The sequence below is a fragment of the Bradyrhizobium niftali genome (assembly GCF_004571025.1).
GTDB lineage: Bacteria > Pseudomonadota > Alphaproteobacteria > Rhizobiales > Xanthobacteraceae > Bradyrhizobium > Bradyrhizobium niftali.
In genome coordinates, this window is sequence record NZ_SPQT01000007.1 from 1 (window position 1) to 20,611 (window position 20,611).

At 64.6% G+C, this 20,611-nt stretch carries 20 protein-coding genes; 9 read left to right on the forward strand and 11 right to left on the reverse strand.

The features are described from left to right. Window positions 1-51: 51 nt before the first annotated feature. The 3 genes from E4K65_RS14940 to E4K65_RS14950 all read right to left on the reverse strand — a co-directional run bounded on the left by E4K65_RS14940 (window position 52) and on the right by E4K65_RS14950 (window position 3,236). A complete protein-coding gene (locus tag E4K65_RS14940; protein ID WP_135174823.1) occupies window positions 52-291 on the reverse strand; it encodes a PilZ domain-containing protein in 240 nt (79 codons plus the stop codon). 102 nt (window positions 292-393) lie between these two features. Then, entirely contained in the window at window positions 394-2,019 is a 1,626-nt protein-coding gene (locus E4K65_RS14945; RefSeq protein ID WP_135174824.1) for an FMN-binding glutamate synthase family protein, read from the reverse strand. Between the two features lie 443 nt (window positions 2,020-2,462). After that, window positions 2,463-3,236: a ferredoxin--NADP reductase gene (locus tag E4K65_RS14950; RefSeq protein ID WP_135174825.1), complete on the reverse strand. Its 774-nt coding sequence runs from the start codon at window positions 3,234-3,236 to the stop codon at window positions 2,463-2,465. A 373-nt stretch (window positions 3,237-3,609) separates the two neighbouring features. Here E4K65_RS14950 and E4K65_RS14955 point away from each other — a divergent pair, with 373 nt between their 5' ends. After that, complete coding sequence (locus tag E4K65_RS14955) at window positions 3,610-4,410, forward strand: ATP-grasp domain-containing protein (RefSeq protein WP_135174826.1); 801 nt, start codon at window positions 3,610-3,612, stop codon at window positions 4,408-4,410. A 131-nt stretch (window positions 4,411-4,541) separates the two neighbouring features. On the opposite strand, the gene E4K65_RS14960 is transcribed toward E4K65_RS14955, so the two are convergent. Further along, window positions 4,542-5,468: an amino acid ABC transporter substrate-binding protein gene (locus tag E4K65_RS14960; RefSeq protein ID WP_135174827.1), complete on the reverse strand. Its 927-nt coding sequence runs from the start codon at window positions 5,466-5,468 to the stop codon at window positions 4,542-4,544. Between the two features lie 9 nt (window positions 5,469-5,477). After that, window positions 5,478-6,776, reverse strand: coding sequence for a dicarboxylate/amino acid:cation symporter (locus E4K65_RS14965; protein ID WP_027545162.1), 1,299 nt, complete (start codon window positions 6,774-6,776; stop codon window positions 5,478-5,480). Between the two features lie 211 nt (window positions 6,777-6,987). Here E4K65_RS14965 and E4K65_RS14970 point away from each other — a divergent pair, with 211 nt between their 5' ends. From E4K65_RS14970 to E4K65_RS14990, 5 genes are all read left to right on the forward strand, one after another. Then, window positions 6,988-7,989: an NADP-dependent oxidoreductase gene (locus E4K65_RS14970; RefSeq protein WP_135174828.1), complete on the forward strand. Its 1,002-nt coding sequence runs from the start codon at window positions 6,988-6,990 to the stop codon at window positions 7,987-7,989. Between the two features lie 260 nt (window positions 7,990-8,249). Next, the gene (locus E4K65_RS14975) at window positions 8,250-9,077 is read left to right on the forward strand and encodes a hypothetical protein (protein ID WP_135174829.1); all 828 of its coding nucleotides are present in this window, start codon (window positions 8,250-8,252) and stop codon (window positions 9,075-9,077) included. 122 nt (window positions 9,078-9,199) lie between these two features. Next, complete coding sequence (locus tag E4K65_RS14980; RefSeq protein ID WP_135174830.1) at window positions 9,200-9,415, forward strand: hypothetical protein; 216 nt, start codon at window positions 9,200-9,202, stop codon at window positions 9,413-9,415. A gap of 189 nt (window positions 9,416-9,604) precedes the next feature. Next, window positions 9,605-10,744 carry an FAD-dependent monooxygenase gene (locus tag E4K65_RS14985; protein WP_167770825.1) on the forward strand — a complete coding sequence of 380 codons (1,140 nt, stop codon included), beginning with the start codon at window positions 9,605-9,607 and terminating at the stop codon, window positions 10,742-10,744. Further along, complete coding sequence (locus E4K65_RS14990) at window positions 10,741-12,354, forward strand: benzoate-CoA ligase family protein (protein WP_135174831.1); 1,614 nt, start codon at window positions 10,741-10,743, stop codon at window positions 12,352-12,354. The genes E4K65_RS14985 and E4K65_RS14990 overlap by 4 nt, the downstream gene beginning before the upstream one ends. Before the next feature lie 184 nt (window positions 12,355-12,538). On the opposite strand, the gene E4K65_RS14995 is transcribed toward E4K65_RS14990, so the two are convergent. Both E4K65_RS14995 and maiA read right to left on the reverse strand, forming a co-directional pair. Beyond that, the gene (locus E4K65_RS14995) at window positions 12,539-13,051 is read right to left on the reverse strand and encodes a MarR family winged helix-turn-helix transcriptional regulator (protein WP_167770826.1); all 513 of its coding nucleotides are present in this window, start codon (window positions 13,049-13,051) and stop codon (window positions 12,539-12,541) included. Then, window positions 13,041-13,673: a maleylacetoacetate isomerase gene (gene maiA, locus E4K65_RS15000; protein ID WP_135174833.1), complete on the reverse strand. Its 633-nt coding sequence runs from the start codon at window positions 13,671-13,673 to the stop codon at window positions 13,041-13,043. Before maiA ends, E4K65_RS14995 begins: the two co-directional genes overlap by 11 nt. A 106-nt stretch (window positions 13,674-13,779) precedes the next feature. Between maiA and gtdA the strand changes: the two genes are divergently transcribed. Further along, window positions 13,780-14,820 carry a gentisate 1,2-dioxygenase gene (gene gtdA, locus E4K65_RS15005; protein WP_135174834.1) on the forward strand — a complete coding sequence of 347 codons (1,041 nt, stop codon included), beginning with the start codon at window positions 13,780-13,782 and terminating at the stop codon, window positions 14,818-14,820. A 223-nt stretch (window positions 14,821-15,043) separates the two neighbouring features. Here the strand turns inward: gtdA and E4K65_RS15010 are convergent, their stop codons facing one another. The 4 genes from E4K65_RS15010 to E4K65_RS15025 all read right to left on the reverse strand — a co-directional run bounded on the left by E4K65_RS15010 (window position 15,044) and on the right by E4K65_RS15025 (window position 19,168). Then, a complete protein-coding gene (locus E4K65_RS15010; protein WP_167770827.1) occupies window positions 15,044-15,871 on the reverse strand; it encodes an ABC transporter permease in 828 nt (275 codons plus the stop codon). Then, on the reverse strand, window positions 15,864-16,637 hold the full coding sequence (locus E4K65_RS15015) for an ABC transporter ATP-binding protein (protein ID WP_135174836.1): 774 nt from the start codon (window positions 16,635-16,637) through the stop codon (window positions 15,864-15,866). Before E4K65_RS15015 ends, E4K65_RS15010 begins: the two co-directional genes overlap by 8 nt. 130 nt (window positions 16,638-16,767) lie before the next feature. Next, entirely contained in the window at window positions 16,768-17,772 is a 1,005-nt protein-coding gene (locus E4K65_RS15020; protein ID WP_135174837.1) for an ABC transporter substrate-binding protein, read from the reverse strand. A 31-nt stretch (window positions 17,773-17,803) separates the two neighbouring features. Further along, the gene (locus E4K65_RS15025; RefSeq protein ID WP_135174838.1) at window positions 17,804-19,168 is read right to left on the reverse strand and encodes an FAD-dependent oxidoreductase; all 1,365 of its coding nucleotides are present in this window, start codon (window positions 19,166-19,168) and stop codon (window positions 17,804-17,806) included. Between the two features lie 113 nt (window positions 19,169-19,281). Here E4K65_RS15025 and E4K65_RS15030 point away from each other — a divergent pair, with 113 nt between their 5' ends. Both E4K65_RS15030 and E4K65_RS15035 read left to right on the forward strand, forming a co-directional pair. Next, entirely contained in the window at window positions 19,282-20,166 is an 885-nt protein-coding gene (locus E4K65_RS15030) for a LysR family transcriptional regulator (RefSeq protein WP_135174839.1), read from the forward strand. A gap of 163 nt (window positions 20,167-20,329) precedes the next feature. Next, complete coding sequence (locus E4K65_RS15035) at window positions 20,330-20,608, forward strand: hypothetical protein (protein WP_235885644.1); 279 nt, start codon at window positions 20,330-20,332, stop codon at window positions 20,606-20,608. The last annotated feature ends 3 nt before the right edge of the window (window positions 20,609-20,611 follow it).

Below are 20,611 nucleotides of genomic sequence, written 5' to 3' on the forward strand. Positions count from 1 at the left end.
CGGGACGACAACGGAGCAAGAACCTCGCGCTAACGCCCAACAACAGATCCCCTACCCGAACTTCACACCGATCCGCTTTTCCTTGCGCCAGACCACGGTGCACGCCAGCTGCTTTCCGTCGGCCTGGATCAGCAGGGTGAAGTGTTCGGGAATGCCGACCGGGCTGGTGACGTCGAGGGCTGCGCCGGTGTCCGAGAAATTGCGGACGGTGCAGTCGATCGCGCCGCCGCCGAACTCGATCGTTCCGGCCTTCAGCACGCGATGTCTGGCTTTGTTGCGTCGCTCGTCCATGGGATGAATCTATACCCAAAGTTGAATCAGACGTTAAGCCATCGCTCTGCTCGCGACAATTCCATGGCCTCGCGCGGCCGCTTCATACCGTGGCCCGGCGCTTCACAGCGCCGGCTGGAACGTCTCCGCCCGCGCCATCCGCCAGGCGTCTCGGAAGCGCGGGTCTTCCGTGCCTTCGAGCAATTCGCCCGGACGCAGCGCCGGATAGAGCTGCGCAAATGATTGCACCTGGGTCGTCGACGTCCGTTGGCTGAAATGGATCGGGCGCAGCTGCTGGGGATGTTCGAGACCGGCCGCGGCGATCAGCTCGGTCAGCGAGTGCAGCGTCGCATGGTGGTAATTGTGCACGCGGTCGATCTTGAGCGGCACGTAGAGCGCGCGCGCCCGCGTCGGATCCTGCGTCGCGACGCCGGTCGGGCAACGGTCGGTATGGCAGCTCAGCGACTGGATGCAGCCGAGCGAGAACATGAAGCCGCGCGCCGAATTGCACCAGTCGGCGCCGATCGCCATTGCCCGCGCCATGTCGAAGGCGGTGGCGATCTTGCCGGAAGCGCCGAGCTTGATGCGGTCGCGCGCATTGATGCCAATCAGCGCATTGTGCACGAAGTTGACGCCCTCGCGCATCGGCATGCCCAGATGGTCCATGAACTCCAGCGGCGCGGCGCCGGTGCCGCCCTCGTTGCCGTCGACGACGATGAAATCGGGATAGATGCCGGTCTCCAGCATCGCCTTGCAGATCGCCAGGAATTCCCAGGGATGACCGATGCACAGCTTGAATCCGGCCGGCTTGCCGCCGGAGAGGCGTCGCATCTCCGCGATGAACTGCATCATGCCTGTCGGCGTCGAGAACGCGCGGTGCGAGGCCGGCGAGATGCAGTCCTCGCCCATGGACACGCCGCGGATCTTGGAGATCTCCTCCGAGACCTTCGCCGCCGGCAGCACGCCGCCATGGCCGGGCTTGGCACCCTGGCTGATCTTGAGCTCGACCATCTTGATCTGGTCTTCGCTGGCGACCCGCGCGAACGCCTTGGGATCGAACGTGCCGTCGAGGTGACGGCAGCCGAAATAGCCCGAGCCGATTTCCCAGATGATGTCGCCGCCCATCTCGCGGTGATAGGGGCTGAAGCCGCCCTCGCCGGTGTCATGCGCGAAGCCGCCCTTCTTCGCGCCGGCATTGAGCGCACGCACCGCGTTCGGGCTGAGCGCACCGAAGCTCATCGCCGAGATGTTGAACACCGATGCCGAATATGGCTTTGCGCAATCGGGGCCGCCGATGGTGACGCGAAACTTCTCCTCGGCATGCGTCTTCGGCGACACCGAATGATGCATCCACTCGTAGCCCTCGCGGTAGACGTCCTCCTGGGTTCCGAACGGACGCTTGTCGAGCTGCATCTTGGCGCGCTGATAGACCACCGCGCGGATGTCGCGCGAGAACGGCATGCCGTCCTTCTCGCTCTCGAAGAAATACTGCCGCATCTCGGGGCGGATTTCTTCCAGCAGGAAGCGGATATGCGCCGAGATCGGGTAGTTGCGCAGAACCGCATGGCCCTTCTGCATGAGGTCGCGGACACCGAGCAGCGTCAGGGCGCCGAAGATCAGGATCGGTATCAGCAGGATGTCGAAGATCTTGCGGTCGGCGATGCCGAAGCCGATCAGGAGCGCGGTGACGACCGCGCAGATCGTCAGCACGATAAAGCGCGGCGAGAACGGAATCAGCAGGGTTTCCATGGCCCCCTCTTCCAGGGGCCCACGCTTCGATTTTGGCGCTTTGCTATTTTCGTCGGCCACGATTCCCATCCTCTCGCCAGCTTGAGGCGGTACGATACGTCCGCGCCTGTCATACGGATATGACGCGGCGCTTGTTTCAGGCTAGCGAATTCGGCCGCGGCAAATCAATCCGCCGAGAGGTTAGGCTTTTGCAGTGCAGCAGAAGAGGCGGGGATGGGAGGAGGCCGCAGTGGCCACAAACCGAGCTGTCATCCCGGGCAAGCGTCAGCGCAGACCCGGGATCCATAACCACAGGATTTCGTGACTGAGAAAGCTGTCACCGCGAGTCTTCGCCAAACCACGCCCTGTGGCTATGGATCCCGGATCGGCGCTCCGCTTCGCTGCGCGTGTCCGGGACGACGAGTTGAATGGGAGACGAGATCGCGCCACCCATTCAAGAGGACTCAGCGCTCGACGAACGCCTTCTCGATCACGAAATGGCCGGGCCTGTTGCCGCTGCCTTCGACGAAGTCGCGGCCTTCGAACATCACCTTCAGCTCTTCCAGCATCGCCGGGCTGCCGCACATCATGATGCGGTCGGTCGCGATGTCGAGCGGGCCCTGTCCGATGTCGTTGAAGATCTGCTCGGAGCTGATGAGGTCGGTGATGCGGCCACGATTGCGGAACGGCTCGCGGGTCACGGTCGGGTAGTAGACGAGCTTGTCAGCGAGCAGCTCCCCGAACAGCTCGTCCTCGCGCAGATTGGCGACGAGCTTCTCGCCATAGGCGAGCTCGGAGACCTGGCGGCAGCCATGCACCAGCACGATGCTCTCGAACTGTTCGTAGACGTCGGGGTCCTTGATCAGGCTCGCGAACGGCGCGAGGCCCGTCCCGGTCGAGAGCAGCATCAGCCGCTTGCCCGGGATGAGGTTGTCGGTGATCAGCGTGCCGGTCGCCTTGCGGCCGACCAGGATGGTGTCGCCTTCCTTGATCTTCTGGAGGCGCGAGGTCAGCGGGCCGTCCTGAACCTTGATCGAGAAGAACTCGAGCTCTTCCTCGTGGTTGGCGCTCGCCATGCTGTAGGCGCGCAGCAGCGGACGGCCGTCGACCTCGAGGCCGATCATCGCGAACTGCCCGTTCTGGAAACGGAAGCCGGTATCGCGCGTGGCGCGAAAGCTGAACAGCGTGTCGGTCCAGTGCTGGACGGAAAGAACCTTCTCTCGGTAAAACGCGCTCATGATTTTCGATATTCCGAATAATTGCGGTTTTAGGGCAAAAGCATTGCCCGGCCCTGAAAGCGGGCGGACACCATTGCCATGGCGGAGGATTTCGCGTGTGTGATCTACGCCATTGAGACCAATAATCAACCTCGTTTCGGGTGCAATTGATGCCGATCAAACCGGCATTTGCGAAGGAATTGGCCGCGCCATTAACGAATCTGCTGCGTGGCGCGCGCACAGGGCAATTTCTTTTCCCTTTCGGGCTCGACGGCAGCACTTAATTTCCGTCGCGCTCGCGAGAATTTCATTAAGAATAGCTCTGATTTTCACCCCGGCCTGGCGCCGAACCCCGCATTTTTGCGGCTTTTGGCGACAGGAGTGACTGAGACCCATGGCCAGCAGCGAACGCATCTTCGTCCAGGCGATCCGGCGCTATTGCGCCCGCCATGGCATTGCCGTCGACATCCGCTCCGGCGGCTGGCTGATCGCGATGCGCCGGGGCGAGGCGCGCCACTTCGCCTTCGGCTACGACATCGGCCTCAACAGCGCCATCGCGCATCGCCTCGCCAACGACAAATCGGCGACGGCCGAGGCGCTGACGCTCGAGGGCGTGCCCTGCATTCCTCATCATCTCTTCCTCAACCCGAGGCTGGGCAAGAATGTCGTTGGCGCCACCTGGCGAGAGGCAATGCTCATGCTGCTTCACGACCATCCGCAAGGTGTGGTGGTGAAGCCGAACGAGGGGACATCGGGGCGATCGGTGTTCAAGGTGACGACGGAGGCGGAACTCGACCACGCGGTTGGCGAAGTCTTTTCGATGAGCACGGGGCTCGTGATCTCACCCTATGTCGCGATCGAGCAGGAGATCCGCGTGGTGCTGCTCGATGACGTGCCACTTGTCGTCTACAGCAAGCAGCGTGGATCGGATTGGCGGCACAATCTCGACGCCGGCGCACGGCCGGTGCTGATGGAGGACGGCGAGGTTCGCGCGGCCTGCGTCAAGCTCGCCGCCGACGCCGCCAAGGCTATCGGCATTGCCTTCGCATCGATCGACGTGGTCCGCGTCGACGGCTCCTGGCGCGTGCTCGAGATCAATTCCGGCGTGATGATGGAAGCGCTGGCGAAGCTGCATCCGGAGCTGGTGCAGGCGTCGTATGACGCGGCGCTGGACCGGGTGTTTGGCACAAATTAGCAGCCACCCACTGCACCCTCTCCCCTTGTGGGAGAGGGTGGCTCGCAGCCTTGGCGGCGAGACGAGTGAGGGGTCTCTCTACGCGAGCACACCTCTCGCAGCAGCATTCGAGGATAGAACCAAAGTAAGCGCTAGTTATTCGCGCTCGCCGAATCGTCCATCGCCTTGAAGGCTTCCTCGAGTTGCAGCGAGATCGGCACGTTGAGCCGTTCGCCGGTCGGAAGCCTGGCGGTGAACCATTTGTTGTAGAGCGGGACGAGGTCGCGGTTGGAGCCGAGCTTGCGGAAGGTGCGCTCGACCACGGCCGACAATTGCGGCTCACCCTTCCTGAACATGATGCCGTAGGGGTCATAGGACAGGTAATCGCCGGTAACGCGGAACTTGTCCTGCGCCTTGTGGCGCGCGATCAAGCCGGAGAGCAGGATGTCGTCGGTCGCAAACGCATCGGCCTTGCCGTCGACGAGCATCTGATACGACTGCTCGTGATCCGGCGAGGCGACGATGTTCAACCCGAGCGAGGACTTCTTGTCGGCCGCCTGGATCGCCTGCTCGTTGGTGGTGCCTTTGGTCACCACCACGGTCTTGCCCTTCAGATCGGTCAACGACTGGACCTTTGACGCCTTCGGCACCATCAGCTTGGTGCCGGCGACGAATATCAGCGGGGAGAAGGCGACGCGCTTGCCACGCTCGGCATTGGCGGTGGTCGAGCCGCATTCCAGGTCGATCTTGTTCTGGAGCACGGCGTCGATGCGGTCGTCCGAGGTGACCTTGACGTAGTCGATCCTGAGATTGGGATCGTCGACCTCGACGCCGATCTCCTCGACGATCGCCTCGCAGAGTTCGAGGCTGTAGCCGATCGGGCGGCCCGACTGGTCGAGGAAGGAGAACGGCGGCGAGCTCTCGCGATAGCCGAGCCGCACGACATGCGCTTTCTTGATGGCCGACAGCGTCGGGCTGAGCCCTTCGTTGCTGGTCTGGGCGAATGCTGTGGTCGCGAGCAACGATGCCGCGAGCCACAGACAGCCGCCGATCACTGACCTCGTCAGTGTCTGGCCCATGATGCGCTCCTAACCATGGCCGGCCATGGCGGGCACTTCGCCGGGCACCATGTCGCCGGGCACGGCGTCGCCTGGTCCCATCTCATGCTCGGGCCCAAGCTCGCCTTCCCACTTCGCCACGACCGAGGTCGCGAGCGTATTGCCGATCACGTTGGTGGCGCTGCGGCCCATGTCGAGGAAGGTGTCGATGCCCATGATCATGAGCAGGCCGGCCTCGGGAATGTTGAACTGCGCCAGCGTCGAGGCGATCACGACGAGGGAGGCGCGCGGCACGCCGGCGACGCCCTTGGAGGTGATCATCAGCGTCGCCAGCATCGCGAGCTGCGTGCCGAGCGCCATGTCGATGTGGTAGCTCTGCGCGATGAAGACGGCCGCGAAGGTGCAGTACATCATCGTGCCGTCGAGGTTGAAGGAATAGCCGAGCGGCAGCACGAAGCTCGAGATCCGCGACGAGGCGCCGAAGCGGTTGAGCGCCTCCAGCGTCTTCGGATAGGCCGCCTCCGAGCTCGCGGTGGAGAACGCGATCATCAGCGGCTCGCGGACCAGCTTCAGCAGATGGCTGTAGCGCGGCCCGATCACGATGAAGCCCACGATCACTAGGATCGTCCACAGGATCGCCAGCGAGAGATAGAAGCCGCCCATGAAGACGACAAGCTTCCAGAGCACCAGCAGGCCGTTCTTGGCCACCGTCGCCGTGATGGCGGCCCACACCGCGAGCGGCGCGAACAGCATCACATAGCTCGTCACCTTGAGCATGATGTGGCCGATATCGTCGATCAGCGCCAGGATCGGCTTGGAGCGCTCGGGCATCGCGCCCATCGCCACCGAGAAGAACACGGCGAAGATCACGATCTGGAGGATCTCGTTCTGCGCCATCGCATCCGCGATCGAGGTCGGGATCAGGTGGGTCAGGAACTTCTCGATCGAGAAGGCCGAGACCGGCAGGCCGGTCGATTGGCCTGCCGCAGGCAGCGTGCCGGGGAAGTTGGCGCCGGGCTGGAGCAGGTTGACCATCACGAGGCCGAGCAGCAGCGAGACGAAGGAGGCGCTGATGAACCAGCCCATGGTCTTGGCGAAGATGCGGCCGAGCTTGGAGCCCGAGCCCATATGGGCGATGCCGCCGACCAGGGTCGCGAACACCAGCGGCGCGATGATCATCTTGATCAGGCGCAGGAACATCATGGCGATCAGGTTGATGGACGAGGCCCAGTCGGCGCGCGTATCGGGCAGAAAGTTGTAGATCGCCGAGCCCATGATGATGCCCAGCACCATCGCGCCCAAGATGTATTGCGTAAACCTGTTCGACATTGCTTACCCCCACGTACACCGGCGCTTCATGATGTCGCAGATATGACGGCTACGCAACACGCTTGGCGGGTGGCCGCGTTGGCCGGATGTTCCCGTTGTGAAACTGCCCCCCGCGATCTAGCCTTCATGCAGCGCACAACGAATGCGGCCTGCACGTTTTCTTTGCGGCGGCTGCATCAATAATCGTCAAGCAAACGAAGAGGGAAACGCCATGAGCGGCAACATCAATCGCCAGATTCTTCTGGTGGAAAAGCCGAGCGGCAAGCTCGGCCCCGAACATTTCAAGATGGTCGACGGCGCGATGCCGGAGCCGAAGGACGGCGAGGCTTTGCTGCGCGTGCGTTACATCTCGCTCGACGCCGCCAACCGCGCCTGGATGCATGGCGCGACCTATCGTTCAGCCGTCGAAGCCAACAGCGTGATGGCCGGCGGCGGCATCGCCGAGGTCGTCAGCTCGAAGGCGCCGGGCTTGGCTGCCGGCGACATCGTGTTCGGCGACACCGGCTGGCAGGAGTTTGCCGCGGTACCGGCAAAGCACCTCACCAAGATGCCGAAGCTGGAACCGATGACGCATCTGCTCAGCGTGTTCGGCATCGCCGGCCTCACCGCCTATTTCGGCCTGCTGGAGGTCGGCAAGCCCAAGGAGGGCGAGACCGTCGTGGTCTCCGCCGCGGCCGGCTCGGTCGGCTCGATCGTCGGGCAGATCGCCAAGATCAAGGGATGTCGCGTGATCGGCATCGCCGGCGGCGCCGACAAGTGCAACTGGCTGACCTCCGAGCTCGGCTTTGATGCCGCCGTCGACTACAAGGACGGCGCCGTGTTCAAGGCCCTGCGCGCGGCCGCGCCGAAGGGCATCGACGTCTATTTCGACAATGTCGGCGGCGACATTCTGGAAGCCTGCCTGCCGCAGATGAACAATTACGGCCGCATCGCCTGCTGCGGCGCGATCTCGCAATATGACGGCGCGCCATCGGCGCACGGTCCGCGCGGCGTGCCCGGCCTGATCGTGGTGAAGCGGCTGGTCATGCAGGGCTTCATCGTGATGGACTACATGAAGGACAGCCAGCGCGCGCTCGCCGATCTCCAGGCCTGGGTCAAATCCGGCAAGCTGAAGGTGCAGGAGGACATCATCGACGGATTGGAGAACACGCCGAAAGCGCTGATCGGATTGCTCGCGGGCGAGAACCGCGGCAAGCGCATGGTCAAGCTCTGACGACGTATTGTTTGAGCATGATGTCCGCGCAAACGCGTTCCGCGTTTGTCGCAAGGGAAAACCGCTGCACACTTTGCGCTAACGCGGCCCCTCGGGTCCGGATCATGCTCTAGTTTCGTCGCAATTGCGCCGGCATTATCTACTTGCGGTAGAGGCCAAAGCATCCAAAGATACCGCGCGCGAGGCATCACTCGCGGCGATTGCGCTTGCATTACATTTGAAAACCGTCGGCGTTACCGACAGGGCAGGAAATCACCCAGATGTTCAACACGTTGAAACATGCATCAACGCGCACGGCGCTGCTCGCCGCCGCGCTCTTCGCAACTGCAACAGGCGCCTTCGCGCAAGCACCGACCGACGCGCAAAAGAGCGCCATGCGGTCCGCATGCCGTTCGGACTTCATGGCGCACTGCGCGAGCGTCACGCCCGGCGGCGTGGAAGCGTATCAATGTCTGGCGAAAAACATGTCCAGCCTGTCACCTGGATGCCAGACCGCGGTTCGCGCGGTGGAGCCCGCTGCGGCTCCGAAGACCGAAGCCGCGCCGGCCGCGCCAAAGACCGAAGCTGCGCCCAAGACCGAAGCGGCGCCTGCGGCGCCGAAGGCTGAAGCGGCCCCCGCTGAAAAGCCCGCCGCCGCACCTGCGCCAAAGGCAGCTGCCGCCAAGCAGCCGAGCAGCGCGCAGGTTGCTGCGGTCAAGAGCGCGTGCCGCGCCGACTATCCCAAGGTTTGCGCCGGCGTGCCGCCCGGTGGCGCCCCCGCGCTCGAATGCCTGGAGAAGAACAAGGCCAAGGTTTCGCCCGCCTGCGAGAAAGCCCTGAACGCCGCGGCCGGCGGCGGCGCGGCAACAACGGCAGCGCCCGCGGGCGCGGCTCCTGCACCGGCGGCCGCGCCAGCCGTGATCGTTCTGCGCCCGCTGCGGCCGCGCGAAGAGCTGCTCATCGTCCGATCGGCCTGCGGCGCCGACATCCGCACGCTGTGCGCCGGAGTGGCGCCCGGCGGCGGCCGCATCGTGCAATGCATCTCGAGCAATGCCGCGTCGCTGTCGCCTGCCTGCAAGGAGGTACTCGCCCCGTTCGCAGCGCGATAAGGCAGCGCACGCCGAAGGCGCACGATACTGATCGGCGGCGTGCGCGAATGGATTTTCGCACGCCTGCCGCGACAAGCTTTTGCGGATATCGATTTCGATCACGACAAGACAGGGAGTACAACATGCGTTCATTGCTGCTCGTTGCTTCTGCACTCCTCGCCTTCGCGGCGACCATGACGTTCGAGGTCACCGACGCCAACGCGGTGGTGTGCGCGCGCGGCGTCTATCGCGCCGGTTGCGCCGGGCCGAACGCCGCCGTCGTGGTCCGCAAGCCGGTTCCGGTGGTCCGCTGTACTAGGGTGGTGGTGAACGGGGTCTACGTGAAGCGTTGCGTCTGATCCCCGGGTGGCCAAGCCGACGCGCTTTGGCTATGGTTCGCGCCTGACGGCTTCGGACACGCGCAAGACGGGGTCCGGAAGCGAGCTTTGGCGCGCCGCGCTTGGCCGATAATTCTGCTGGCGCGGGACGCCGGAGCACATTAGTCTACCCCTAGATAGTAAGTATACTGTCAATTAGGGAGGCAGACGTTGCGGATCGCCGTGATTGGCGGGGGGCCCGGCGGGCTCTACTTCGCCCATCTCTGGAAGAAGCGTCACCCTGAGGATCAAGTCGACCTGTTCGAACAGAACCCGGCCGATGCGACCTGGGGCTTTGGCGTCGTGTTCTCCGACCAGGCGCTGGAGTTCCTGCGTACCGACGACCCCGAGACGGTCGACGCGATCGCGCCGCATATGGAGAGCTGGGAGAACATCACGCTGAACGTCCATGGCGACAGCGTCGCCATCGACGGCGTCGGCTTCTCCTCGATTGGCCGGCTCGAGCTCTTGCAGTTCCTGCAGCAGCGCGCGCTCGATGCCGGCGTCACGCCGCGCTTCGACACGCAAATTCTCGGTATCGACCAACTCAACGGCCACGACCTGATCGTCGCCGCCGACGGCTTGAACTCGCTGGTGCGCCGCGCCTTCGAGGGCGATTTCGGCACCTCGCTGTCCTACTCCTCCAACAAGTTCGTCTGGTACGGCACCTCGAAGCGGTTCGACACGCTGTCGCAGACCTTCGTCAAGACCGACCGCGGTGCCTTCAACGCCCATCACTACCGCTATTCGCCGACCATGAGCACCTTCCTGGTCGAGTGCGATCACGCCACCTGGCAGGCTTACGGGTTCGCCTACAAGGACGTCGAGCAGTCCAAGGGCGTCTGCGAGGAGGTGTTTGCGGATACGCTCGGCGGCCACTGCCTCGTCTCCAACAAATCGGTATGGCGCAATTTCCCCTGGGTCTGGAACGAGCACTGGTCGTTCAAGAACATGGTGCTGATCGGCGACGCCCTGCACTCGGCGCATTTCTCGATCGGCTCCGGCACGCGGCTCGCGATCGAGGACGCGATCGCGCTTGTCAAGGCGCTGGAATCCGATGCGCATCTGAACACCGCATTGCTTCGCTACCAGGCCGAGCGAAAACCGGTGGTGCAGAAACTCGTCAACGCTGCGCGCACCTCGGCCTGCTGGTACGAGCACTTTGCCGAACACATGCAGCTCGATTTGATGGACTTTGCCTACAGCTACATCACCCGCTCCGGGCGCATCGACGATTCCCGCCTGCGCACGATGTCGCCGGCCTTCATGGCGCGTTATGAGGCCGCCAAGAACGGCGGGGACGAGGCATGAACAACGAGATTCGCGACCAGGTGCCCGCGGACAGCGCGGGCGCACGCGAGATCGGCTTTGCCGTTCCGCAAATCTACAACGCCAGCCGCGTGCTGTTCGACAATCTCGGCAAGGGATATGGCGACAAGCTCGCGCTGATCGGTGCGGCGGGCACGCGCACATATTCCGAGCTCTGCGCGGAGGCTTGCCGCTGGGGCAACGGCTTCATCTCACTCGGGCTGAAACGCGGCGACCGCGTGCTGTTGTTCCTCGACGATACGCCGGCCTATCCCGCCGCCTTCTTCGGCGCGGTGCGCGCCGGCTTCGTGCCGCTCCTGATCAACACGCTGACGCCGCCCGATCTCCTGCAATTCTATCTCGCCGATTCCGGCGCGACCGTCGCGGTGGCCGAGTCCGAATTCTGCGCACGCTTCAATGCGGAGGCGTGCAAGGACACGAACCTGCGCACGCTGATCGTCGTCAATGGCGAAACGGGCGAGCATGCTGCGCCTGCGGCGGTCGCGGCAGCAGGCTGGCTTGCGCAATTCCCGGCCGAGCTGGCGGAGGCGGACACAAATCGCAACGAGATGGCGTTCTGGATGTACTCCTCCGGCTCGACCGGCCGGCCCAAGGGCATCGTGCATCTCCAGCACGACATGGCCTATAGCGAGATGGCCTTCGCCCAGAACGTGCTGAAGCTGACGCCCGACGACATCTGCTTCTCGGTGCCGAAGATCTTCTTCGCTTACGGCTTCGGCAACTCCGTCACCTTCCCGTTCTCGGTCGGCGCGACGACGCTGCTGCTGCCGGGCCAGCCGAAGCCGGCAACGATCTTCGCGGCGGTCGAGCAGTACAGGCCGACGGTCTTCTTCGGCCTGCCGACGCTCTACACCTCGCTGACCAAGGCCGAGGGCGCGCGACAGACGGACTTCTCGTCGCTGCGCATGGCGCTCTCCGCGGCCGAAGTGCTCTCGGCCGACGTCTTCAACGGCTGGAAGACTCTCACCGGCCTCGAAATCGTCGAAGGCCTCGGCTCGACCGAGGTGCTGCACATCTATCTCTCCAACCGCCCCGAGCAGAAAAAGCTCGGCGCCGCGGGCCTGCGCGTGCCCGGCTACGAGGTCGCACTGCGCGACAAGGACGGAAGCGAGGTCGGCGACGACGAGGAAGGCATCTTGTGGGTCCGCGGCGATTCCAACACGCCGCTGTACTGGAACCGGCCGGACAAGTCCGCCGAGACCATCCGCGAGGGCGGCTGGATCTACACCGGCGACCGCTTCGTGCGCGATGCCGACGGCTTCCACTTCTTCCGCGGCCGCGCCGACGATCTCATCAAGATCTCCGGCCAATGGGTCTATCCGCTCGAGGTCGAGCTGTGCCTCGCCGACCACCCCGACATCCGCGAATGCGCGGTGTTCGCCGCTGAATTGCCCGACCGTCGCATGACGCTGAAGGCGGTGGTGGTGATGAACAGCCGTGCCACCGACCAGAGCGAAGCGACGCGACGGCTACAGGATTACGTCAAGGGCAAGCTCTTGCCGTACAAATATCCGCGCGAGGTGATCTTCATCGACGAACTGCCGAAGACGGGCACGGGGAAGATCGATCGGCAGGCGTTGCTGCGGATGTGAGGCCGACGGCGCTGCCACACATTCGCTGTCGTCCCGGCGCAGGCCGGGACCCATACGCCGCAGCAGTCGTGTGGCGCGAGATGGTCGTTGCCTGTCTTCGCCAAATCCAGTTTTGTGGTTATGGGTCGCGGCCTTCGCCGGGACGAGATTGAGTGTTGGGCCAGCACCACGCCAAACCCTCCCCTCACCCGCCCTTCCCCAGATGCTCCAGCGCGTCCTCGGCCCGCAGCGGCACGCGCGAGACTTCGTTGTTGAGATCGACGAGCTGCACCAGAAGCCCCATCAGCGTCTTGCGCTCAGTGGGCTTCAGCGGCTCCAGCATGCGCGCCTGGGCGCGTTCGACGGCGGGGATGATCTCGCGCAGGATCGCAGCGCCCGGCTTGGTCAGATAGAGCAGCTTGATCCGCTTGTCCTCGGGCGCGGGCTTGCGCTCGATATAGTCCTTGGCCTGGAGCCGCTCGATCACGCTGCCGAGGGTGGAGCGGTCGAACGCGATCACCGCCGACAGCCGCGTCGCATCGATGCCGGGATGGGTGTGGATCGCGATCAGCGCCCCATATTGCACCGGCGTGAGATCGAACGCCTTGCACTCCTCCATGAAGATCGAGACCGCAATCTGCTGCATGCGCCGGAACAGATAGCCCGGCGCGGCATAGACCGCATCCATCGTGATCGGAGGAGGAGGCTTACTCGGCATCGGGCTGCTTCTCCGGTGCCGCATTGGCGAACGCCGGCAACGCCTTGGCGGCGGCTTCTGCCTTGAGAAGGCGCGGATAGGCCGAGACATCGACGCCGAAGCGGCGCGCATTGGCAAGCTGCGGCACGAGACAGAGATCGGCCAGCGTCGGCGCATCGCCGAAGCAGAACGGGCCCGGCTCGTCCCTGATCAGGGTTTCGCAGGCCGACAGGCCCTCGCGGTTGACCCACGCCGCCCATTCCTGGACCTTCTCCTCGGCAAGCCCCAGCTCGCGCAGCCGCGCCAGCACCTTCAGGTTCTGCACCGGATGGGTGTCGCAGGCGATCGCCAAGGCGAGCGCCCTCACCTTGGCGCGGCGCAGCGGATCCTTCGGCAGCAGCGGCGGATTGGGGTGCGTCTCGTCGAGCCATTCGATGATCGCGACCGATTGGGTCAGCACGGCGCCGCCATCGCTTTCCAGCGCCGGCACCAGGCCTTGCGGATTGATGGCGAGATAGGCGGGCGCGCATTGCTCGCCCTTGCGAAGATGATGCGGCAGATGCTCGGCGCCGAGCCCCTTCAGATTCAGCGCGATCCGCACGCGATAGGCGGCACTGGAGCGGAAATAGCCGTGCAGCTTCATCGAAACCCTCCCTCTTGGTTTCTTGCCCGTCCGAGACCTTCCACGTTGACGCTACAAAGATTGTCAGTATGCTGTCAATCTCAACGAGAACCACAGGAGGCGCGCCATGGAAGCCGTGACCAAGACGCCGGAACGCGAGGCGTTCTACAAGAAGATCGACGGCGAAAATCTCACCGCGCTGTGGACGGTGATGAGCGATTTGATCACGCCGGAGCCGAAAAGCGCCTGCCGGCCACACCTCTGGAAGTTCGAAATCATCCGCGACTACATGACGGAAGCCGGCAAGCTGATCACGGCCAAGGAAGCCGAACGGCGCGTGCTGGTGCTGGAGAACCCGGGCCTGCGCGGCCAGTCCAAGATCACGACCTCGCTCTATGCCGGCGTGCAGATGGTGGTGCCCGGCGACGTCGCCCCCGCCCACCGGCACAGCCAGTCGGCGCTGCGCTTCGTGCTCGAAGGCAAGGGCGCCCACACCGCCGTCGACGGGGAGCGCACGGCGATGGAGCCCGGCGATTTCATCATCACGCCGTCGATGACCTGGCACGACCACTCCAACGAGACTGACGAGCCGATGTTCTGGCTCGACGGCCTCGATATCCCGCTGGTGCAGTTCTTCGACTGCTCCTTTGCGGAAGGCTCAACGGAGGACCAGCAGAGGATCACGAAGCCCGCCGGCGACAGCTTTGCGCGCTACGGCCACAATCTGCTGCCGGTTGACGTGAAGCGGAGTTCGAAGACCTCGCCGATCTTCAGCTATCCCTATGCCTACACCCGCGAGGCGCTGGAGAAGGCTCGCGCGAGCCAGGAATGGGACGCCTGCCACGGGCTGAAGCTGAAGTTCAGCAATCCCGAGACCGGCGATTTCGCGATGCCCACCATCGGCACCTTCATCCAGTTGCTGCCGAAGGGTTTCAAGACGGCGCGCTATCGTTCGACGGACGCGACCGTGTTCTGTCCGATCGAAGGCAAGGGCCGCACCCGCATCGGCGATGCCGTATTCGAATGGGGCCCGCGCGACCTGTTCGTGGTGCCGAGCTGGCAATGGGTGACGCACGAGGCCGATGACGATGCCGTGCTGTTCAGCTTCTCGGACCGCCCGGTGCAGCAGAAGCTGGATTTGTTCCGGGAAGATCGCGGGAATGCATGAGGCGGGGCTCTATCCTCCGTCATGGCCGGGCTTGACCCGGCCATCCACGTGCCGCCGCGCCTGAGGAAAGACGTGGATGCCCGGGACAAGCCCGGGCATGACGACCTGGATTGTGGAGCGCACCTACCTCCACATCGTCATTGCGAGCGCAGCGAAGCAATCCAGAGTCTTTCCACGGAGGCAGTCTGGATTGCTTCGCTGCGCTCGCAATGACGGAGTATGCCTACCGCCAGTGCAACAGCCGCGTCTCCAGCAGATTGATCACCTTCCCCACCGCCAATCCAAACACCGACAGGATCACCACGCCCGCGAGCAGCTGGTCCGTCTGCATCAGATTGCCGGCCTGGAGCACGAACGCGCCGATGCCGTATTGCGCGCCGATCATCTCGGCGCTGACGACGAGCAGCAGCGCGACGGAGGCGGTGATGCGGAAGCCGGCGAGGATTGCGGGCAGCGCGCCCGGCCAGATCACCTTGCGCACGATGGTGGCGAAGGGGACGTTGAAGCTCTGCGCCATGCGGATGAGGTTGCGCGGCACCGCGTCGACGCCGCTATAGACCGAGATCGCGGTCGAGAAGAACACGCCGAGCGCAATGGTCGCGATCTTCGGCTCTTCGCCGATGCCGAGCCAGAGGATCAACAGCGGCAGCAGCGCGATCTTCGGAATCGGGAACAGCGCCGAGATGAAGGTGATGCCGACGCTGCGCGCGAGCCGCGACAGGCCGATGGCGAAGCCGACGGCGATACCGGCCGCCGTGCCCAGCAGCCAGCCGACGCCGATGCGCAGCAGCGAGGCCGAGAGGTGCTGCCAGAGCGCGCCTGACATCGCGAGCTCGTAGATCGCACGCACGATCGCCGACGGTGCCGGCAGGAACAGCGGATTGACGAGACCGACGCTGCCGGCAGCCTGCCAGAGCGCGATGACGAGGGCCAGCGCGATCCAGCCGCCGAACCGGCTCGATGCGGGCACGAAGCCGGCGCCGCGGAAGCGAACGCGCCGGGTCGCCTCGCTCTTTACAGGTGTGTCCGTCGAGGGTGCGCGATCAAGCATGCTGGACCTCGCGCTCGGCATCGATCGCCTCGTGGCGGATCAGCGACCAGATCTGGTTCTGGAGCGCCAGCAGCTTTTCACGCGCCGCGGTTTCGCCGCGCTCGGTGCGCGTCATCGGCACGGTGACGACCTCGCGGATGCGCCCGGGCCGGCGCGACAGCACCACGATGCGGTCGGCGAGCCGCGCCGCCTCTTCGAGATTGTGCGTGACGTAGACCGCGCCCATGCCGCCATCGGCGAGCAGGCGGACGAAATCCTCCATCAGCAGTTCGCGCGTCTGCGAATCCAGCGCCGAGAGCGGCTCGTCCATCAGCAGGATGGCGGGCCTGACCGCCAGCGCGCGCGAAATGCCGACGCGCTGGCGCATGCCGCCGGAGAGCTGCTTTGGATAGGTCTGGCGAAAATCGGTCAGGCCGGTGCGGCGCAGCGCATCCTCGACCAGCACGCGGCGCTGCGCCGCCGAGAGCTGGGCGTGCAGCAGCGGGAATTCGACGTTCTCCTCGACCGTCGCCCAGGGCAGCAACGCAAAATCCTGGAATACGAAGGTCAGCGGATTGAGACTGTCCGCCGGCGGCGCCCCGCGCAGCTCGGGCGCGCCCGATGTCGGCTGCAACAGCCCGCCCAGGATCGACAGCAGCGTGCTCTTGCCGCAGCCGGAGGGCCCGACGATCGCCACCACCTCGCCGGCACCGACGGTGAAGGAGACGTCGTCGAGCACGGCGAGATCGCCGAAGCGGTGGGTGATGTGGTTGGCGATCAGGTCCATTCTGTCTCGTCTATCCTCTGCCCCGTCGTTCCGGGATGATCCGAAGGATCAGACCACAGGTGCGCAATTGCGCACCGGGGAACCTCGAGATTCCGGGGTCTCGCTTCGCGAGCCCCGGAATGACGAAAGGTCAGTCCGCCTTCACATAGTCCTTGGCGATGATCGTATTGGCATCAAAGCCCTTGTCGGCAAAGCCCTGCTCCTGGAGCCATTTGATCTGGTTGTCGACGTTCTTGACGTCGAGCTTGCCGTCGGGATCGATGTAAGCACAGTTGCCGACCACCTGCTCGACCGGCAGATTGGTGTACTTCGCGATGATCTCCAGCAGCGGCTTGGTCTGTTCGTTGATGGGCGCCACGCCGTCCTTCATCGCGGCGAGGATGACGTCGTGATACTCGCGGTCGGCCTTTGCCAGGGCGCCGAGCAGCTTGGTCACCAGCACCTTGTTGGTCAGCGTCTTCGGCGCGGCGAACACCGCGCCCAGCTGCCACGGCGTCTCGTCGCCGACCCAGCCCAAGAACTTCGCACCGCCCTCGTCCATCAGCTTGCGCGCGGTGGAGATCGGCAGCAGCGCCGCATCGACGGTCTCGCCCTTGAGCGCCGCCGCCGCGTTCGACAGCGATTGCAGCGGCACGATCTTCACGTCCGCGAGCTTGAAGCCGTATTTGTCGGCGAGCAGGCCGAGCGAATAATGAAAGGACGATCCGACCTGCGTCATTGCCACGCGCTTGCCCGCGAGGTCCTTCGGCGTCTTCAGGCCGGCGGCATAGGCGTTGTTGCTGGCGAAATAGCCGATCAGGGGATAGCCGGCCTTCTCGCGGCTCATGCCGCCGATCACCTTCAGCACGCCCTTGCCGGCGAGATTGTAGAGACCTGCGGTGAAGGCGGTGACGCCGAAATCAACATCTCCCGAGGTGGTGGCGACCGCGATCGGCTGCGCCGCGTCGAAGAACTTCAGCTCGACGTCGAGTCCCGCCTCGCGAAAATAGCCCTTGTCCTGCGCGATGAAGACCGGCGCGGAGGAGGACAGGCGGAGCACGCCGATCCTGGCCTTCAGCGCGTCCTCAGCCTGCGCCGCGCCCATCGCCATGATCGCCAAAAGGTTCGCAAGCGCGAGCCGCGCAATCCCGATCATCCCGTTTCCTCCGTCGTTGTCTTGCAGCCCGTCAAAGCCCTTCGGGTACGGGCTGGTCCCGCCCGATGAAGGCGCCCTGTTGTTTCAACGTTTCCTGCAATTTTTCAATGGGGATGTCACGCGGGATCCGGTTTCCGGAGAGCGCCAGCGCGGCGGCGGAACCGGCAGCCTCCCCCATCACGAAACAGGCACCGGAGACGCGCGCGGCCGACTGGCCCTCATGGGTCATCGAGGCGCAACGGCCGGCGACCAGCAGATTGTCGACGCCTTCGGGCACCAGCATCCGGTAGGGCAGCTCGTTGTAGCCGCGGGATTCCGGGATCGGCGGGAAGGTGAAGACGACGTCGCCGGGAACGTGGGCCTCGATCGGCCAGCCGTTGACGCCGATGGAATCCTCGAACGAGGCACAGCCGAGCACGTCCTCGCCGCTGAGCTGGTAGCCGCCCTTGATCCGGCGGGTCTCGCGGATGCCGAGCTGCGGCGGCAAATCGACGATGTAGGACTTTTCAAAGCCCGGCACGGTGCGCAGGAATTCGAACGCGGCGAGCGCCTGCTTGCGGCCCTCGATCTCACCGCGGGTGAGATCGTCGGGCTCGATGCCGTTGATGGCGTGGCCATCCTCGCGGGCAACTTGCGTGAAATTCACCCGCCATTCGATGCCGGATTTCTGCGGCCGCACGATGGCGCTCTTGCGCGGGAATTTGTGGGTGCCGGCGGCGAGCGCCTTTTCCATCAATTGCGGAATGGTGCGCCAGGCCTCGCCCGCCCTCTCGGGATCGATGCCGTTGAGGCGGAGCATCATCGAGGGATACAGCGGATGGCCGTGTTCATCGCCGATTTCGAACGGCGCGCCGGCCCACACAGCGAGATCGCCGTCGCCGGAGCAGTCGATGAAGATCTCTGAGCGCACCGCCTGCCGGCCACCCTTGGTCTCGACCATCAGCGCGTCGATGCGGCTGTTGTCGCCCATCACCACGCCGGCGCCGAGCGCGTGGAAGAGGATGTGCACCTTGTGGCTGGCAAGGAGTTCGTCGGCCGCGATCTTGTAGGCCGCGGTGTCGTAGGCCTGGGCAAAGACCTTGCCGAGGATCAGATGCGGGGTGTTCAGGCCGTTGAGCAGGTCGATCCGCGCCAGGAGCTCGGACGCCATGCCCTGCACCAGCCGGTGGGCCTTGCCGTAGACGTTGCCATGCAGGCCGCAGAAATTGGTGACGCCGGCCGCCGTGCCCATGCCGCCGAGGAAGCCGTAGCGCTCGATCAGCAGCGTCTTCCGCCCCGCCCGCGCTGCGGACGCCGCTGCGATAATGCCGGCCGGGCCGCCGCCAAGCACGACGACTTCATATTCGCCGTAGAGCGGCACCTGGCGCGCTGGTTCTTCGATCGTCGTGGCCCGCATGGCGCGTCCTATCCCTGAAAATCCTTGCTTGGGACCGACTATGAATTAACGCGAGGCGGGCTACAATCCACCAAATTACGCGATCAGCTTTCTCGAATCGCGAAAGGTTAGAGATGGACATTCTGGTGAACCTTCAGGCGTTCCTCGCCACCGCCGATGCAGCCGGCTTCTCCGCCGCTGCGCGAAAGCTCGATGTCTCGACCTCGGTCGTGGCCAAGCGCGTCACGCAGCTGGAGGCGCGGATCGGCACGCCGCTGTTTCACCGCTCAACCCGGCAATTGCGCCTGACCGACGCCGGCCAGCGCTATGTGCATCGCGCGCGCGGCGTCGTCACTGATGCCACCGACCTGCTCTCGCGCATGGGCGAGAAGGGCCACGATCTGGTCGATCACCTCCGCATCAAGGCCCCGACCTCGCTGACAGTGGCGCGCCTTGCCGACGCCTTCAGCGCCTTCCAGACCCAGAACCCCAGGCTGAAGCTCGAGATCGTGCTGATCGATCGCCCGGTCGATCCTGTCACAGAGGGCTTTGATATCGCCATCGGCGCCTTCCCGCACTCCTTCGGCGGCGTGGTCGACGAGCCGCTGTGCGCGCTGAAGCGGCTGCTCTGCGCTTCGCCCGCCTATTTGAAGAAGCACGGCACGCCAAAGCATCCGCGCGACCTCGTCGAGCATCGCTGCCTCAGCTTTCTGCCGACCGGCCCCGAATGGATCTTTGACGGGCCGCGCGGCCGCATCAGCATCCAGGTCAGCCCGCTGCTCTCCTCCAACGAAGGACATGTGCTGGCGCGCAGCGCGATCGCCGGCAACGGCATCGCGCTGATATCGCAATATCTCGTCGCGGATGCCTTGCGCGAGGGCACGCTCAAGCCGGTGCTGCGCGACTTTCCGATTCCGGAATTGTGGGTCAAAGCCGCGATCCCCGAGCGGCGGCGCAATGCGGCTGCGGTGCAGGCATTGCTGACACTGCTAAAAAAGTCACTCGCGCCGTCGCTGTAGGCCGTGTCGCGCGGCTGTCGCAAGATCGCGGTTGCTCTTGATTGTCTGACCTGAGAGAAGTGCCGCCAAGCGCGCGGCGGCCGTAGCCCGCTTGAGCGAAGCGATATGCGGGTGACGGTGGTCCCGGATATCGCTTCGCTCATCCGGGCTACGCGCCCGCGTCATGTCAACGAATGGATTCGACGCTCTTGAAATTCGCCCTGCCCGCCCTGACCGCTCTCGCGATCTCAACCACCGCCGCCTCGGCCGTGGAGCAGAACTGCCGCTTCATTCAGGCCAAGCCGATCGCGAAGCCTGCTACAAGCGGCAGGAGGAAGAGCTGGCATCCAAGCGCAAGCCCGCCGCTCCGGTTAACGAGAGCAAGCTCGAAACGCTGCGGCAGATGCGGCAGGACGACGACGCGGTCTATCGCAGCATCGACAACATCTGCCGCGGCTGCTGAGCG

Bases quoted from the DNA above. Each gene is read 5' to 3' on its own strand.
- E4K65_RS14940 (WP_135174823.1), bottom strand. From the start codon at position 291: ATGGACGAGCGACGCAACAAAGCCAGACATCGCGTGCTGAAGGCCGGA.
- E4K65_RS14945 (WP_135174824.1), bottom strand. From the start codon at position 2,019: ATGGAAACCCTGCTGATTCCGTTCTCGCCGCGCTTTATCGTGCTGACG.
- E4K65_RS14950 (WP_135174825.1), bottom strand. From the start codon at position 3,236: ATGAGCGCGTTTTACCGAGAGAAGGTTCTTTCCGTCCAGCACTGGACC.
- E4K65_RS14955 (WP_135174826.1), top strand. From the start codon at position 3,610: ATGGCCAGCAGCGAACGCATCTTCGTCCAGGCGATCCGGCGCTATTGC.
- E4K65_RS14960 (WP_135174827.1), bottom strand. From the start codon at position 5,468: ATGGGCCAGACACTGACGAGGTCAGTGATCGGCGGCTGTCTGTGGCTC.
- E4K65_RS14965 (WP_027545162.1), bottom strand. From the start codon at position 6,776: ATGTCGAACAGGTTTACGCAATACATCTTGGGCGCGATGGTGCTGGGC.
- E4K65_RS14970 (WP_135174828.1), top strand. From the start codon at position 6,988: ATGAGCGGCAACATCAATCGCCAGATTCTTCTGGTGGAAAAGCCGAGC.
- E4K65_RS14975 (WP_135174829.1), top strand. From the start codon at position 8,250: ATGTTCAACACGTTGAAACATGCATCAACGCGCACGGCGCTGCTCGCC.
- E4K65_RS14980 (WP_135174830.1), top strand. From the start codon at position 9,200: ATGCGTTCATTGCTGCTCGTTGCTTCTGCACTCCTCGCCTTCGCGGCG.
- E4K65_RS14990 (WP_135174831.1), top strand. From the start codon at position 10,741: ATGAACAACGAGATTCGCGACCAGGTGCCCGCGGACAGCGCGGGCGCA.
- E4K65_RS14995 (WP_167770826.1), bottom strand. From the start codon at position 13,051: ATGCCGAGTAAGCCTCCTCCTCCGATCACGATGGATGCGGTCTATGCC.
- maiA (WP_135174833.1), bottom strand. From the start codon at position 13,673: ATGAAGCTGCACGGCTATTTCCGCTCCAGTGCCGCCTATCGCGTGCGG.
- gtdA (WP_135174834.1), top strand. From the start codon at position 13,780: ATGGAAGCCGTGACCAAGACGCCGGAACGCGAGGCGTTCTACAAGAAG.
- E4K65_RS15010 (WP_167770827.1), bottom strand. From the start codon at position 15,871: ATGCTTGATCGCGCACCCTCGACGGACACACCTGTAAAGAGCGAGGCG.
- E4K65_RS15015 (WP_135174836.1), bottom strand. From the start codon at position 16,637: ATGGACCTGATCGCCAACCACATCACCCACCGCTTCGGCGATCTCGCC.
- E4K65_RS15020 (WP_135174837.1), bottom strand. From the start codon at position 17,772: ATGATCGGGATTGCGCGGCTCGCGCTTGCGAACCTTTTGGCGATCATG.
- E4K65_RS15025 (WP_135174838.1), bottom strand. From the start codon at position 19,168: ATGCGGGCCACGACGATCGAAGAACCAGCGCGCCAGGTGCCGCTCTAC.
- E4K65_RS15030 (WP_135174839.1), top strand. From the start codon at position 19,282: ATGGACATTCTGGTGAACCTTCAGGCGTTCCTCGCCACCGCCGATGCA.
- E4K65_RS15035 (WP_235885644.1), top strand. From the start codon at position 20,330: ATGTCAACGAATGGATTCGACGCTCTTGAAATTCGCCCTGCCCGCCCT.